Below are 14,311 nucleotides of genomic sequence, written 5' to 3'. Positions count from 1 at the left end.
GGAGCCCACGGCACCGCACGTGCTGTCACGTGGGTCGTGAGTCTACCGCGGCGGAAGCTGGCCATGCCCCCTCACCAGACGCACGTGGATGTCCATGGCGGAGCGCTCCACTTGCTTGACGCCCTTCGCCGCTTCCGCATATCCTGAACGAACGGTCGGTAAATAATCCGAGTACGGACGTGAATGCATAGGAGCAACCATGGCAGCGCAGAATCTGCAGTCAGTGCCTGACCAGCCGGCAGCCCCCCAGGAAGCCAACGCCGGTCAGGGACAGGACCAGCTGGAGGCCGACGGCCAGGCGTATTTTGACCGCGTCATGGCCGACGACTCACGGATTGAGCCCAAGGACTGGATGCCTGCCGCCTACCGCAAGACCCTCCTGCGCCAGATCTCGCAGCACGCGCACTCGGAGATCATTGGCATGCAGCCGGAGGCCAACTGGATCTCCCGCGCACCCAGCCTGAAGCGCAAGGCCATCCTCATGGCCAAGGTCCAGGACGAGGCCGGCCACGGGCTCTACCTCTACTCAGCCGCCGAGACGCTGGGCCAGTCCCGCGACCAGATGATGGACGACCTCATCGCTGGCAGGGCCCGCTACTCCTCGATCTTCAACTACCCGGCCCTCACCTGGGCGGACATGGGAGCCATCGGCTGGCTCGTGGACGGCGCCGCCATCTGCAACCAGGTCCCGCTGTGCCGCGCCTCGTACGGTCCCTACGGCCGGGCCATGGTGCGCATCTGCAAGGAAGAATCCTTCCACCAGCGCCAGGGCTTCGAGATCCTGCTGGAACTCTCCAACGGAACGCCCGCGCAGAAGCAGATGGCCCAGGACGCCGTGAACCGCTGGTACGCCCCGGCCCTGATGATGTTCGGCCCGCCGGACGACGATTCCCCCAACTCCAAGCAGTCCATGGACTGGAACATCAAGCGCTTCAGCAACGACGAGCTGCGTAGCCGCTTCGTCGGCATGATGGTGGAGCAGGTCCGCGTCCTCGGCCTCACCCTCCCGGACAGCGAGGTCCGCTTCAACGAGGACACCAGGAAGTGGGAGCACGGTCCGCTGGACTGGAACGAATTCAAGGAAGTCCTGGCCGGACGCGGCCCCTGCAACTCGCAGCGGCTTGAGCGCCGCCGGCAGGCGCACGACGACGGCGCCTGGGTCCGCGAGGCAGCCGCCGCTTACGCAGCCAAGCAGGTTAACAAGCAGAAGGAATACGCAGCATGAGCCCCCACGGCAACCCGGAAGAGCCGGCAAGCGCGGCCGCAGAAATCAAGCGCGAAGCGCCCAAGGCCAGCCCGGCGGCTGCACCCGAAGAGCACCATGACAGGAACGCCTGGGGCCTCTGGGAGGTCTTCGTCCGGTCCAGCCGCGGGCTGTCGCACGTGCACGCGGGCAGTCTGCACGCGCCGGACGCCGCCATGGCACTGCGCAACGCCCGCGACCTGTACACCCGCCGCAACGAGGGCGTGTCCATCTGGGTGGTCCCGGCGGACGCCATCGCCTCCAGCGACCCGGACGCCAAGGGATCGTTCTTCGAGTCGCCGCAGGGCAAGGACTACCGGCACGCCACGTACTACACCAAGAGCGAAGGCGTGAAGCACCTGTGAGCACTCCCGAGACACAAGAGACCACAGGCCACGGCGACATCTCCGTCGGCGTCGCCGGCGCAGGTGCCAGCGGCGACGGCTCGGCCAGCGCCACCCGCATCACGCCGGGCAACGCGCTCCGCCCGGAGGACATCGCGCTCGAGGTCCGCACCGGCCTGGCCAGGCCCACCGAGGACGTGGCCGAGTACGCGCTGCGCCTGGGCGACGACGCCCTGATCCTCGCCCAGCGCCTGGGCCACTGGATCTCCCGCGCCCCGGAGCTGGAGGAGGACGTGGCCCTGGGCAACATCGCCCTGGACCAGCTGGGCCACGCGCGGTCCTTCCTCAGCTACGCCGGGGGAGCCTGGGAGAAGTCCGAGGATGATCTCGCCTACTTCCGCCGCGAGCACGAGTTCCGCTCCGCGCACCTGTTTGAGCAGCCCAACGGGGACTTCGCCGTCACCATCGCCCGGCAGTTCGTGGTGAGCTACTACCAGTTCGAGCTCTACCGCCGGCTCACCGGATCCACGGACGCCACGCTGGCCGCCATCGCCGCCAAGGCCGTGAAGGAAGTGGACTACCACCGCGACCACAGCACCCAGTGGGTCCTCCGCCTGGCCGGCGGCACGGGCGAGTCCCGCAGCCGCATGATCAACGGCTTCAAGCTCATCTGGCCGTACGTTGGGGAGCTCTTCGTGGACGACGAGCTGGTGACCCGCCTGGCTGAGGCCGGCGCCGCCGTCGAACCTTCCAGCCTGAAGGCTGACTTTGACCGCCTCACCGGCGAAGTCTTCCAGGAAGCGGAGCTGGAGGTCCCGGACGTCCCGGCAGCGCCGGGAGGCGGCCGCCGCGGCCAGCACTCCGAACACCTGGGCTACATCCTCGCCGAGATGCAGGTGCTGGCCCGCGAGCATCCCGGAGCAAACTGGTGACTGCCGTGTACATATCGGACTTCGAGACCCGGACCGGGGACACCACCGCGGACCAGAAGGCCTGGGCCGTTGCGGCCACGGTGTGCGATCCGGAGATCCCGGTGCTCACCATCGAGGACCTCGGCATCCTGCGGAGCGTGAACCTGTTCGACGACGGCGGGCCGGTGCCCGCGGTCCAGGTCACCATCACGCCCACGTACTCCGGCTGCCCGGCGATGGACGCCATCCGCGATGACCTGAAGGCCGCCTTCCACAAGGAGGGCTACCCCAGCGTGCACGTGGAGCTGGTGCTCGCCCCGGCGTGGACCACGGACTGGATGACGGACGCCGGCAAGGCCAAGCTGCAGGAGTACGGCATCGCCCCGCCGTCGGGCCGCGCAGCCCTGGGCCACAACGGACCGGTCCGGCTGAGCATGGCCGTGAAGTGCCCGCAGTGCTCGTCGCTGAACACCAAGGAACTCACCCGATTCGGTTCCACCTCCTGCAAGGCGCTGTACGTGTGCCGGGACTGCCAGGAACCGTTCGACTACTTCAAAGTCCTGTAAGGAAGAACCCATGCCCGTTGTCCGCCAGACCGCAGCCGAATCGGCAGAGGCCACCGGCCGCCGTCGTCCGTCCTTCCATTCCCTCACCGTCGCGGAGGTGCGCCGGCTGACGGAGGATGCCATCGAGGTGACCTTCACGGTGCCGGCCGGGCTGGCCGGGCAGTTCGACTACCTGCCGGGCCAGTACGTGGCCCTGCGCACCACGCTCCCGGACGAGTCCGGCGAGCCGAAGGAGATCCGCCGCAGCTACTCCATCTGCGCCGAGCCGCGCAGCTTCGCGGACGGCAGCAGCGAGATCCGGGTGGCCATCAAGAAGGACCTGGGCGGGCTGTTCTCCACGTGGGCCAACGCCGAGCTGAAGGCCGGGGATGCGCTGGACGTGATGAGCCCCATGGGCGCGTTCGTCTCCAAGCACGGCCGGGACGGGCGGGCCGTGGAGCAGAATGTCATGAACTCCATGAATCACCCGGAGGAGCTGGCGGGGGAGCCGGGGAGCTTCGTGGCGATCGCCGCGGGCAGCGGCATCACGCCGGTGATCGCGATCGCCCGGACGCTGCTGGCCGCCAATCCGGAGACCCGGTTCGACCTGATTTACGCCAACAAGGCCGCCATGGACGTGATGTTCCTGGAGGAGCTCGCGGACCTGAAGGACAAGTACCCCCAGCGGCTGGCGCTGCACCACGTGCTGTCACGCGAGCAGCGGATCGCGCCGCTGCTGAGCGGCCGGATCGACGCGGAGAAGCTGCAGCAGCTGCTGGGCACCGCCATCCACGCGGACGACGTGGACGAGTGGTTCCTGTGCGGGCCGTTCGAGCTGGTGCAGCTGTGCCGGGACACCCTGGCCGAGCGCGGCGTGAAGCCGGAGCATGTCCGGTTCGAGCTGTTCACCTCCGGCAAGCCGGACCGCCCCGAGGGCAACGCCGGCCGGCCTGTCGTCGAGGACGAGTCCAAGGAGACGTACAAGATCACGTTCAAGCTGGACGGCCTGCAGGGCGACGTCACCAGCCCCACGCACGCCCGCGAGTCCATCCTCAACGCCGCGCTGCGGGTCCGCCCGGACGTGCCGTTCGCCTGCGCCGGGGGAGTGTGCGGCACCTGCCGCGCCAAGGTGGTCACCGGCACCGTGACCATGGACGAAAACTACGCCCTGGAGCAGGATGAGCTGGACAAGGGCTACGTCCTGACATGCCAGTCGCACCCCACCAGCAAGGAAGTCTCAGTCGACTTCGACGTGTAGTTTTCCGTCCCGCCCTTCCCGGTCTCAAAGGAGCAGCCATGATTTCCCTTTCCATTGCCGACGGCGTCGCCGAAGTGGTCCTCAACGCCCCGCAGAAGCTGAACTCATTGGATGAGCAGGCGCTGGCGGATCTGTCACAGGCGTATGACGACGCCGCTGCCGCAGCCTCGCGCGGTGAGGTGCGGGCGCTGCTGCTCCGGGGGGAGGGCCGCGCCTTCTGCGCGGGCCGGGACATCGCCGGCGTCACCCCGGAGAACGACGACGCCGAGGCGTACCTGGGCGGTCTGGTGCAGCCGCTGCTGCAGAAGATGAGCGCGTTCCCGGCACCGACGTTCGCCGCGGCCCAGGGAGCGTGCCTGGGTGTCGGGCTGGGGCTGCTGCTGGCCACGGACGTGGTGTATGTGGCGGAGAATGCGAAGTTCGGGTCGCCGTTCGCCAAGCTGGGCGCCACGCTGGATTCCGGCGGGCATTGGTACTTCACGGAGCGGTTGGGCATGCACCGGACGCTGGACCTGATCTACACGGCGGAGCTGATCTCCGGTGCGGATGCTGTGGCGCACGGAATGTTCAGCAGGGCCCTGCCAGCGGAGGAACTGCTCGATTCAACGCGCGCCATCGTGGCGAAGGTGGCTATCGGGGCAACTGGCGCTTTCAAGGCCAGCAAGGAGTTGGTGGCGCACATCCGCGACCAGCGCCTTGGCCTCTGGACGTCGATGCAGGAGGAGAACGCCGAGCAAGCCCGCCTCTGCAAGAGCGAGGACTATGCCGAGGGCTTCCGGGCCTTCCAAGAGAAGCGCGAGCCGCAGTTCAAGGGCTGAGCGAGCATGGTCCGCTGATCGACCTGTCGAAATCAAGGACGCCGCTGGTTGAGCCTATCGAAACCGCCTCGCCGCGCCCACTCCTCCGCAACCCCCAAGACCCAAATCCCCAGCATCGCCCCAGCGGAATTCGCCACGATGTCCATGGCGCTCGGAAACCGGTCGTGCAAAAACAGCTTCTGCCCCAGCTCTATGCAACACGACGCCAGGAACGCGCTCAGCACGATCCGTCCCCGGTGAAACTCCGGGAAGGCAAGTGCTGCAAGCATGCCAATAGGTGCGAACATCAGAATGTTGGAAGCCAATTCCACGAAGCTGTAGTTGATCAGCTCGGGAAGCCCCGAGTGGTGGAGGGCAAACAGCACGGTCTGCAGGCGCCCGGCCACAGGACGGTCAACGGGCGTCGGCCAGAAGGCTACGAAGGCAAGAGCCCCCACGTAAAGTGCCAACAGCACGCGTGCAGGTCCTGCCGCGTCGGCTCGGCTCCACTTCCCCATATGGAAAACGCTACGGGAGCCATGGCAAGGGCCGAAATCTGGCCTGCGAAATTTCACTTTGCCCAAGTCAATTTGTAGAGTTCGATCATGACTATGGGGAAATCAGTTCGTAAAGCAGTTATTCCGGCAGCCGGTTTGGGCACGCGCTTCCTGCCTGCCACCAAGGCGATGCCGAAGGAGATGCTGCCGGTAGTGGATGCGCCGGCCATCCAGTACGTCGTGGAAGAGGCAATCAGCGCCGGTCTGAACGACGTATTAATGATCACCGGCCGCAACAAGCGGGCGCTGGAGGATCACTTTGACCGGGCCCCTGCTCTGGAGCGCACCCTGGAACTCAAGGGGGACCAGGCGCGCCTCGACGCGGTTCAGCATGCGTCAGGTCTTGGGCCCATCCATTATGTCCGGCAGGGTGAACCCAAGGGGTTGGGGCATGCCGTATTGTGCGGCCGCCAGCACGTGGGAGACGAGCCGTTCGCGGTTCTGCTGGGTGACGACCTCATCGACGAGCGGGACGAGCTCTTGACAGCGATGATCGAGGTCCAGGCGAAGACCGGTGGATCAGTGATTGCCCTCATCGAGGTGGAGCCTTCGCAAATCAGCGCCTACGGCTGCGCAGACATCTCAGTGGTGGAAGGCGAGGACTACGTTCGCGTGAACAGCTTGGTGGAGAAGCCGTCGGTGGATGAGGCGCCGTCCAACCTGGCCGTCATCGGTCGATACGTTCTTCATCCGGCGGTGTTCGATGTTCTCGAAAAAACTGAACCTGGCCGCGGCGGCGAGATCCAATTGACGGATGCGCTTCAGACCCTCGCCGCAGGCGAGGGGGAAGGTTCTGGCGTATATGGGGTAGTTTTCCGCGGTGGCCGGTACGACACTGGTGACAAGCTGAGCTACCTGAAGGCCGTCATTACTCTGGCGTCCGAGCGGGCCGAGTTCGGCGAAGACCTAAGGGCATGGATGAAGGAATTCAACGGATAGGAAAACTTACACGCCATTAAAAATGGAAGCCGCGACGATTGTCGGGGCTTCCATTTTTAGCTGCGCTGCCTGGCTGTTCGCAAACAAGAAGTGGGCCGTTCGGTAATCCGTAACGGCCCACTTCTTTTACGTGGAGCTCAGTGCTTAGGCAGATGCATCAGCATTAGCGCGGCGGCGAACGACGACCACTGACGCGGCGCCAGCGGCGAGTGCACCGGCACCGACCAGCGACCACAGCACGAGGGTGGAGTCAGCACCGGTGTTAGCGAGACCGGTGCCGGTGTTGGCCTGACCGGCACCGTTACCGCCAGTGTTGGAAAGGCCTGCGCCCGTTCCAGCAGCTTCGGCCACGGTTACGCTCTGGGTGACGGAGTGCGTGGCGCTAGTTGCAGTCAGGGTGTAGGTACCCGGTTCGCTGAGGCTGAGCGGGAACGCGAACGATCCGTCAGCAGCTGCAGTCGTGGTGAAGGTCTGCGGAGCAGCCAGCACAGTGATCTTGGACGGAACCGACATTGCAGCACCGCCTGTGAGGCCACCACCCAGCGCCTGCGGGGTGCTGGTGAGAGTTACGGTGATGGTGATGAGCTCGCCAGCCAGGAAGCCTGTCCCCGAGAAGGTAAACACTTCGCCCGGAGCGACTGTGCCATCTGAGACAGTTCCGGTTCCGGTTCCGGGCGCCGGGTAGTTGTTGGTAGTGGCAAAGGCCGGCGCGGTGCCGGTCAGTACGATGGTTCCTGCAAGCGCGAGCGCAGCAATAGACTTCTTCATTTGTCCCCCCTGAGACCTTTTCAACACGGATGTCACATAATTGTGGAGATTCCCCATCCCCATGTGACCGTGGGGCGAATCTCGTGGTTTTACCCAAGGAAAGATTAGCACTCCCAAGGGAGTCCCTCCAAAGTGAATCCAAACACTTTACATACTGTTAATGCGTCGGCTACGGAGCCGGAGTGCAAGCCGCGCTCCCTGTTTCCAGAATTACATCCTTCAGGGACTGGACAGTGGGCGTTACGGCCACCACCGGATCAGTGTGTTGAACGATCTTGCCAAAGGTGAACTCGACAGTCCTGCTCTGGCCGGGTGCAAGACGGACCGTAACGGTCCCGACAGGCCGCCCAGCGTGGCGGTTGGAGGCGAAGCCTGTCTTTTTCGTGTCCAACAGGGCATTTTCAACGTTCGATTGCACCGGTCCGTAGGCAACTATATTGGTTTGGACACTGCCAGCAGGAACACCGAAAGATCCTCCGCCGGTCACATACTCGGGCAAAGAAATGCCGGCGTCCTTGGGGGCCACGTTCGTACTCGTCACCTTCACTCGGACTTGGGAATAACCCTCAGCAGGACACTCTCTGATCAATTGCACGGTCCTCTTGACGTGGAAGTCCATTTTTGCCCCTGTGCCGTCATTGAAGTACACCCCGAACTGGGCTGGTGAGATACTGGTGCCAGTAACAGATCCACCCAGAGGGTATTGAGCGATAACTGACTGCTCACGGTCATCGGACGACCACAATTGCAACCTGTGTTCGGAGGCTGCACGACTTATCCCGCCTAACAACTGCGCGGTGTTGCCGGTCCCGCCGGATACCTTTGCGAATACTTCCTGGGCCACACCGGCAAAGTAGGCATCCTGCTTTGCCGGCTCCATGATTCTTGAGTAGACGTCGGAAAGAAGCGTACTCACCACGTTTTTCCCAGTCAGCTCTGAAGGTAAACCGCTGACTCCGATTTCCTGCTGCATCTCAGTGTTCAATCGGACCGGACCTGTTGCATCAAGCATGTACGCCAAGGCAACGGGGTCTACGGAGAGAACTCCGTCCAATTGCTGACCGGTTCTTGTCTTCCACATCGCCCGGGCCGTTTCGGCCGCCGTCGGAAAATCAGGAGTGAGGTTGACGTCCTGCATAAACTTGCCGAGTCTCGTGGAATAGATAAGGCTCTGCTCGGCATCTACATCTTCGACCGGGCTAAAGGGACCCAGCGCGCTCGCGCTGGTCTGGGAACCTAGGGAAAGTCGTCCGTCCTCGACGGTAAGGACTGCCAGTGCTCCTGGAATGCCACCAGTAGCGCGCAGCTCTGCGTTGTTCTGGATGAGCAGGAGATATCGGCGCGGCTCTTTTCCACCCATCATCGACGGCATGATTTTTGCAGCATCTGCTGCCGTATCAAGTTGCTCGCCTAGAGCACTTAGCTCCTCACGGGCAGTAAGAAGGGGGGTTGCAATTTGAGGTACCAGCTCGCCGGCATCAATCCCGTTTAGACGTTCTGAGGACTGTCGAACAGCGTTGGCAGCGGAGGTTAGTGTTGGCTCTGCCTCAGCGAGAGGGCGTAGGTCCGCCTTTTGGCTGCCCGTCGCCAAGAGCTTCCAGTCAAGAGTATTGGCGACACGTACCAGAGGTGCGGCGCCTAAGCTGACCACGTCATCCGCCGACGTAGCGATTTCTCTTGTCGCGCTGAAGTTCGCTCCCAACCAAGGCAATTCTCCCGCCAACGTCCACAACGGATCTGTGGCTGCCTCACGGGCTAAAATCGTATGCGTATGAAGATCTTTGACTATGGCGGTTGCCGCTGCTGCGTCGTCTTGCACAATATTCGCCCTGAGGGCCGGCACAAGCTGCTTTGCGGCAGTCAGCTCGGTATTGATGGTTGAGGCCTTAGATGAAAGCCAAACGGCGCTCAGCAGCATGAGGATGATCGCAACAGCAGATAACCCAACTGCTAAGAGTAAGATCCGTCGACGCTTGGAACCTTTATTGGTGCGGTCCCCGGTATGGGCAGACGACTCGATTTTGCTGTTTGAACGCGAACGTGCCATCGTCAAGCGCGTCCGAGCCCGCGGTACACCCACCCAGCTGCCCGCCACTTTCCTGGATCCAAAACGTTGCGCCCGTCAAGGATTCGAGGGGATCCAACGCTGCTGTGTAGCGCATGTGGGTCCAACCTTTGGTATTGCTTCCACTCTGTGAGGAGCAGCAATGCGTCAGCGCCTGATATGGCAGCGTCCATATCTGGCTCGAAGTGCAGTTCCGGAAATCGTTTAGCAGCATTCTGAAGAGCTTTGGGGTCTGTCACCGTAACAACTGCACCTTGAAGTTGGAGTTGCGCAGCTATGCTGAGGGCGGGGGAATCTCTTACGTCATCACTTTCTGGCTTGAAGGCGGCGCCAAGCACAGTAATTCTCTTGCCCAGCAGAGTCCCGTCACAGAGTTCCCGTGAGAGCTCCACCACCCTGGTACGACGCCTCATGTTGATAGCGTCGACCTCACGTAAAAATGTGAGAGCTTGGTCCGCTCCCAGCTCGCCCGCACGCGCCATAAACGCACGAATATCTTTAGGTAAGCAGCCACCACCGAACCCGATGCCCGCGTTTAGGAACTTCCTTCCTATTCGTTCGTCCATACCGATGGCGTCGGCTAGGCGCGTGACGTCAGCACCGGACGCTTCACAGACTTCTGCCATTGCGTTTATGAACGAAATTTTCGTTGCGAGGAAGGAATTCGCCGCAGCCTTCACCAGCTCGGCCGTTGGATGGTCGGTGACGATCCTAGGCGTCCCCGAAGATAGCGGTGCTGCATAAACTTCATCCAAGATCGCAACAGCCGGATGGTCCTCCGAACCGTCCGGGACGCCATAAACAAAGCGGTCCGGCTGAAGGGTGTCGGCGACGGCATGCCCCTCACGGAGGAATTCGGGGTTCCAAATCAGATGTGCAGTTTCTTCATGGGCTTTCACGATCTGGGCGAGCCTGCCGGCCGTCCCAACAGGAACCGTGGATTTTCCAACGACCACGTCATCCTCGTCGAGGTACGGCAACAGCGAGGTAAGGGCAGCATCAACATAAGTTAGATCTGCCGCATTTTCGCCCTTCTTCTGCGGAGTGCCGACACAAATGAAATGAACGTCACTATCAGCGGCCGCCGACATATCCGTACTGAAGGACAAGCGTCCTGTTTCCTGGACTTCCTTAAGCAGAGCCTCCAGGCCGGGCTCAAAAAAGGGGGCGGTGGCAGCCGACAAGTCGGCTATCTTGCGCTCATCGACGTCTATGCCGACGACTTCGTGGCCAAGTTTTGCCATGCAGGCTGCGTGGACTGCGCCCAGGTAGCCGCAGCCAATCACGGAAATACGCATTTGTTGCCTTTCCTGCAGCTAAAAACTGCTCGTTCTCTGACCGTTAGATCATGCGCGCTTTTTAGACAGCGCCAGTGCTTGCAAATACTGCCTTGAACGTCTTCAAAAGGATGACTACGTCGCCCATTAGGGACCAGTTCTCCACATAGTAGAGATCCAATCTGATGCTTTCTTCCCAACTCAGGTTGGATCGCCCACTCACCTGCCACAGGCCGCTCATTCCTGGACTGACGTAGAGCCTGCGGTGAGCAGCATCGTCGTACAAGGCGACCTCGCCCTCGCGTTGCGGGCGAGGCCCCACGAGGCTCATGCTGCCCCCCAGGACGTTCAATAGCTGGGGCAGCTCGTCCAGCGAATACTTCCGGAGTACTCGTCCTACTGGAGTAATGCGAGGATCATTATCGACTTTGAATAGGGGTTTGGTGTTGGTTCCCTGCGCCTCGAGGAGGGCTCGAAGTTCGTCGTCCGCATTTGCCCGCATCGACCTGAACTTCAGCATATTAAAGGTCGTACCACGTAGCCCGATTCTTTCCTGCTTGTAAAAAACCGGTCCGGGACTCGTGAGCGCGACCAGCAGTGTGAGAACGAGGAATACTGGAGACAAAAAGGTGACCAAGAGGCCGGCTAAGACAACGTCGAATGTCCTTTTCGCAACTTTCTTGCCGCCAGTTAACTTGGGCGTGGAAACGTGAATGAGAGGCAACCCTGCCACGGGCTGTGTGTGGATTCGGGGACCTGCCACGTCCGTTAATGCTGGAGCCAGAATCATGCCGATGTCCCGGGCAGCCAGTTCCCAACCCAATCTTCGGAGATCGCTCGGGTGCATATTGACGCCCGCGGAAATGGCAACAGCATCGACCCGTGTGTCGACAATGACTTCCAAGATCGACTCGAAGTCAGTCTCCGCGCCGGTTACTGGTACGCCGAGATCAGCTAATGAACTGCCAACGACCGGTGCTCCGGGTAAATGGGCGGCAACGGGCAGGTAGCCGGCTGCGGGCGCACTATGCAGGGAGCGGACAAGGTGGGCCGCGGAATACGGGCCACCAAGGATTAGTACCCTTGCCGTGCTCTTACCATGTTTCCGCTCTAGGCTCAGATGTTGACGCACCAGCCACCTAGCCACAAGCAACCCGATCGCACCTGCCGGAAAGGCAAGGCCGACGAATCCCCTGGCGGTGTCGAATTTCACGGCGTAGGACACAATCGCAACGAATCCAAATAGCCAAGATGAAGCAGCAATCACGCGTTTGTATTCTTCGGAGCCTGAACCGAGCACTTTCGATTCTCTTGATCCCCAAAAGCCAAGCATCAGCCACCAGCAGATGGCGAGCAGCACCGATAGCACAATGTAGTCATTGTCACGAATACTGTCACCTTTGAGGTCCGCAAAACCGAACCGTACGCCGAAAGCACCCATGACGGCCCAAACTATGACACCTGCATCGATGATCCGCAGGCGCGCTGAGTACTTGCTGCGCCAATCTATCCGTTTACTCTCGGTGCCACCCTCAAGCAAGGCTTGATGGTTCATGCCGCCATTCCCCCAGTCATTGTTCCTCTAGGATCTGATGACATCAGCATTTGCACGGAACCACTCGACCGTGCCCCTGATGCCGTCGTCCAGGCGAATTTTTGACGACCAGCCGGCAGTGGCAAGCTTGGACACGTCCAAGAGCTTCTGCGGGGTGCCGTCCGGTTTCGTGGTGTCCCAGTGGATTTCGCCTGTGTACCCCACGGCATCGGCCACAATTGATGCCAACTCCTGGATGGTCACATCGGATCCCGTGCCAACGTTCACCTGGTCAGGGCCATCGTAATTTTCCATGAGATGGAGGCACGCTGCTGCCATGTCATCTACGTGAAGGAACTCCCGGCGCGGTCTCCCAGTGCCCCAGTTGGTGACACTGTCCTTACCCAATCTTGCCGCCTCGTCATATCTGCGGATCATTGCAGGCAAGACATGTGAACCCTCGGCAGAGAAATTATCGCCCGGTCCGTACAGGTTCGTCGGCATTGCAGAAATCCACGGCAATCCGTATTGCCGGCGAACTGCCTGGACCTGCAATATGCCAGCAATTTTGGCAATGGCGTAAGCGTCGTTGGTAGGCTCGAGATGGCCTGTAAGGAGAGCATCCTCACGTATTGGCTGCTCGGCTAACTTGGGGTATATACAAGATGAGCCTAGGAACAGGAGTCGATCCACACCGAATTCTCGTGCGGCGTCCATAACGTTCACCTGAATGCGGATATTTTCGCTCAGAAAATCGACAGGGAATGTGTTATTTGCCAAGATTCCGCCGACTTTCGCGGCCGCCAAGACAACGTACCGCGGTCTGGTTTCGGCAAAGAAGGAGAAAACATCCGCACGGTTTTTCAAGTCAAGCTCCGCGGACGTCCTCCCGACTACCTTAGCGAAGCCTGCAGTCTGCAAGTTCCGCCAAATCGCAGAACCCACCAAGCCGCGGTGGCCGGCCACGTAGAAGGTCGCTTCCCGGTCCAACGGCCCGGGGACGAAGTCAATTTCTCCCATCAGTTGTTCCAGCTGTCGAGGTGAACCGTGTCAATCCAATGATTGCCAGCATGCTTGAGTGCTTCGATGTCGGCGTCGACCATAATTCGTGCAAGCTCCGGGGTGTGCACTGACGCCTTCCAGCCCAGCTTTTCCTGGGCTTTAGAAGCGTCCCCAACCAAGGCGTCAACTTCCGTAGGCCGGAGGTACCTTTCGTCGAATCTCACATGCTCCTCCCAATTCAGTCCAGCATGCTCGAAGGAGATTTGGAGAAAGTCACGGACGGTATAGTTTCCACCGGTTGCTAGGACAAAGTCCTCCGGCTCAGCTGCCTGCAGCATTCGCCACATGCCTTCGACATACTCAGCTGCATAGCCCCAGTCTCGGACCGCATCGAGATTTCCCATATACAAGAGATCTTGCTTTCCGGCCTTGATTGCGGCTACCGCACGCGTAATTTTTCGCGTGACGAAGGTTTCGCCACGTCGAGGCGATTCGTGATTGAACAGGATGCCATTAACTGCGAACATGCCGTAGGCCTCGCGGTAATTCTTTGTCACCCAGTAGCTGTAGACCTTTGCTGCCCCATACGGAGACCGGGGATAAAAAGGAGTCTCCTCATCTTGAGGGGGAGGCGTGGCCCCAAACATTTCTGAAGAAGAAGCCTGATAGAACTTGGTTTCAATCCCCGACATGCGGACAGCTTCCAGCAGCCTGATGGATCCCACACCGGTGGTGTCGGCCGTGTGCTCGGGTTCATCGAAGGAAACGCGGACATGGGACTGCGCGGCCAAGTTGTACACCTCGTCGGGCTTGATACTTGCCAGGAGGGTGACCAATCTTGCGCCGTCACTAAGATCTCCGTAGTGCAAAAACAACTTTGCCTTGGGATCGTGGGGATCAATATAGAGGTGGTCGACTCTCGCAGTGTTAAACGTCGACGCCCTGCGGATCAAACCGTGGACTTCGTAACCCTTCTTCAAAAGAAGCTCTGCCAGGTACGATCCGTCTTGTCCGGTGATTCCGGTAATAAGCGCGCGCTTATTCAAAATGCCCCCCATGGTGCGAAATTAA

At 61.0% G+C, this 14,311-nt stretch carries 14 protein-coding genes; 7 read left to right on the top strand and 7 right to left on the bottom strand.

The features are described from left to right. Positions 1–199: 199 nt before the first annotated feature. Genes paaA through LFT45_RS17345 form a run of 6 tightly spaced genes read left to right on the top strand, consistent with a single transcriptional unit; the run spans position 200 to position 5,119 of the window. Complete coding sequence (gene paaA, locus LFT45_RS17370; RefSeq protein WP_236804844.1) at positions 200–1,225, top strand: 1,2-phenylacetyl-CoA epoxidase subunit PaaA; 1,026 nt, start codon at positions 200–202, stop codon at positions 1,223–1,225. Further along, a complete protein-coding gene (gene paaB, locus LFT45_RS17365; RefSeq protein WP_236804843.1) occupies positions 1,222–1,608 on the top strand; it encodes a 1,2-phenylacetyl-CoA epoxidase subunit PaaB in 387 nt (128 codons plus the stop codon). Before paaA ends, paaB begins: the two co-directional genes overlap by 4 nt. Beyond that, complete coding sequence (gene paaC / locus LFT45_RS17360) at positions 1,605–2,519, top strand: 1,2-phenylacetyl-CoA epoxidase subunit PaaC (RefSeq protein ID WP_236804842.1); 915 nt, start codon at positions 1,605–1,607, stop codon at positions 2,517–2,519. The genes paaB and paaC overlap by 4 nt, the downstream gene beginning before the upstream one ends. 5 nt (positions 2,520–2,524) lie before the next feature. After that, positions 2,525–3,064, top strand: coding sequence for a 1,2-phenylacetyl-CoA epoxidase subunit PaaD (gene paaD, locus LFT45_RS17355; RefSeq protein ID WP_442863631.1), 540 nt, complete (start codon positions 2,525–2,527; stop codon positions 3,062–3,064). A 10-nt stretch (positions 3,065–3,074) separates the two neighbouring features. After that, complete coding sequence (gene paaE, locus LFT45_RS17350; RefSeq protein WP_236804840.1) at positions 3,075–4,301, top strand: 1,2-phenylacetyl-CoA epoxidase subunit PaaE; 1,227 nt, start codon at positions 3,075–3,077, stop codon at positions 4,299–4,301. Positions 4,302–4,339: 38 nt separating this feature from the next. Next, positions 4,340–5,119 carry an enoyl-CoA hydratase/isomerase family protein gene (locus LFT45_RS17345; protein WP_236804839.1) on the top strand — a complete coding sequence of 260 codons (780 nt, stop codon included), beginning with the start codon at positions 4,340–4,342 and terminating at the stop codon, positions 5,117–5,119. A gap of 32 nt (positions 5,120–5,151) precedes the next feature. Here LFT45_RS17345 and LFT45_RS17340 read toward each other — a convergent pair whose 3' ends face one another. Then, positions 5,152–5,574, bottom strand: a complete 423-nt coding sequence (locus tag LFT45_RS17340) for a VanZ family protein (protein WP_236804838.1) — start codon at positions 5,572–5,574, stop codon at positions 5,152–5,154. 129 nt (positions 5,575–5,703) lie between these two features. Between LFT45_RS17340 and galU the strand changes: the two genes are divergently transcribed. Then, entirely contained in the window at positions 5,704–6,594 is an 891-nt protein-coding gene (galU, locus tag LFT45_RS17335) for a UTP--glucose-1-phosphate uridylyltransferase GalU (protein ID WP_236804837.1), read from the top strand. Positions 6,595–6,738: 144 nt separating this feature from the next. Here galU and LFT45_RS17330 read toward each other — a convergent pair whose 3' ends face one another. The 6 genes from LFT45_RS17330 to gmd form a co-directional block, all read right to left on the bottom strand. Then, a complete protein-coding gene (locus LFT45_RS17330) occupies positions 6,739–7,362 on the bottom strand; it encodes an LPXTG cell wall anchor domain-containing protein (protein ID WP_236804836.1) in 624 nt (207 codons plus the stop codon). Positions 7,363–7,531: 169 nt separating this feature from the next. After that, a complete protein-coding gene (locus LFT45_RS17325; protein WP_236804835.1) occupies positions 7,532–9,409 on the bottom strand; it encodes a DUF4012 domain-containing protein in 1,878 nt (625 codons plus the stop codon). A 2-nt stretch (positions 9,410–9,411) separates the two neighbouring features. After that, a complete protein-coding gene (locus tag LFT45_RS17320) occupies positions 9,412–10,725 on the bottom strand; it encodes a UDP-glucose dehydrogenase family protein (RefSeq protein ID WP_236804834.1) in 1,314 nt (437 codons plus the stop codon). A gap of 61 nt (positions 10,726–10,786) precedes the next feature. Further along, complete coding sequence (locus LFT45_RS17315; RefSeq protein WP_236804833.1) at positions 10,787–12,259, bottom strand: sugar transferase; 1,473 nt, start codon at positions 12,257–12,259, stop codon at positions 10,787–10,789. Positions 12,260–12,286: 27 nt separating this feature from the next. Further along, complete coding sequence (locus tag LFT45_RS17310; protein WP_272912722.1) at positions 12,287–13,258, bottom strand: GDP-L-fucose synthase family protein; 972 nt, start codon at positions 13,256–13,258, stop codon at positions 12,287–12,289. Next, complete coding sequence (gene gmd, locus LFT45_RS17305; RefSeq protein WP_236809403.1) at positions 13,258–14,286, bottom strand: GDP-mannose 4,6-dehydratase; 1,029 nt, start codon at positions 14,284–14,286, stop codon at positions 13,258–13,260. The genes LFT45_RS17310 and gmd overlap by 1 nt, the downstream gene beginning before the upstream one ends. Between the last annotated feature and the right edge of the window lie 25 nt (positions 14,287–14,311).

The sequence above is a fragment of the Arthrobacter sp. FW305-BF8 genome, from assembly GCF_021789315.1.
GTDB lineage: Bacteria > Actinomycetota > Actinomycetes > Actinomycetales > Micrococcaceae > Arthrobacter.
The sequence above is the reverse complement of the archived record's forward strand: the minus strand, read 5'-3'. Positions and strand labels throughout refer to the sequence as shown.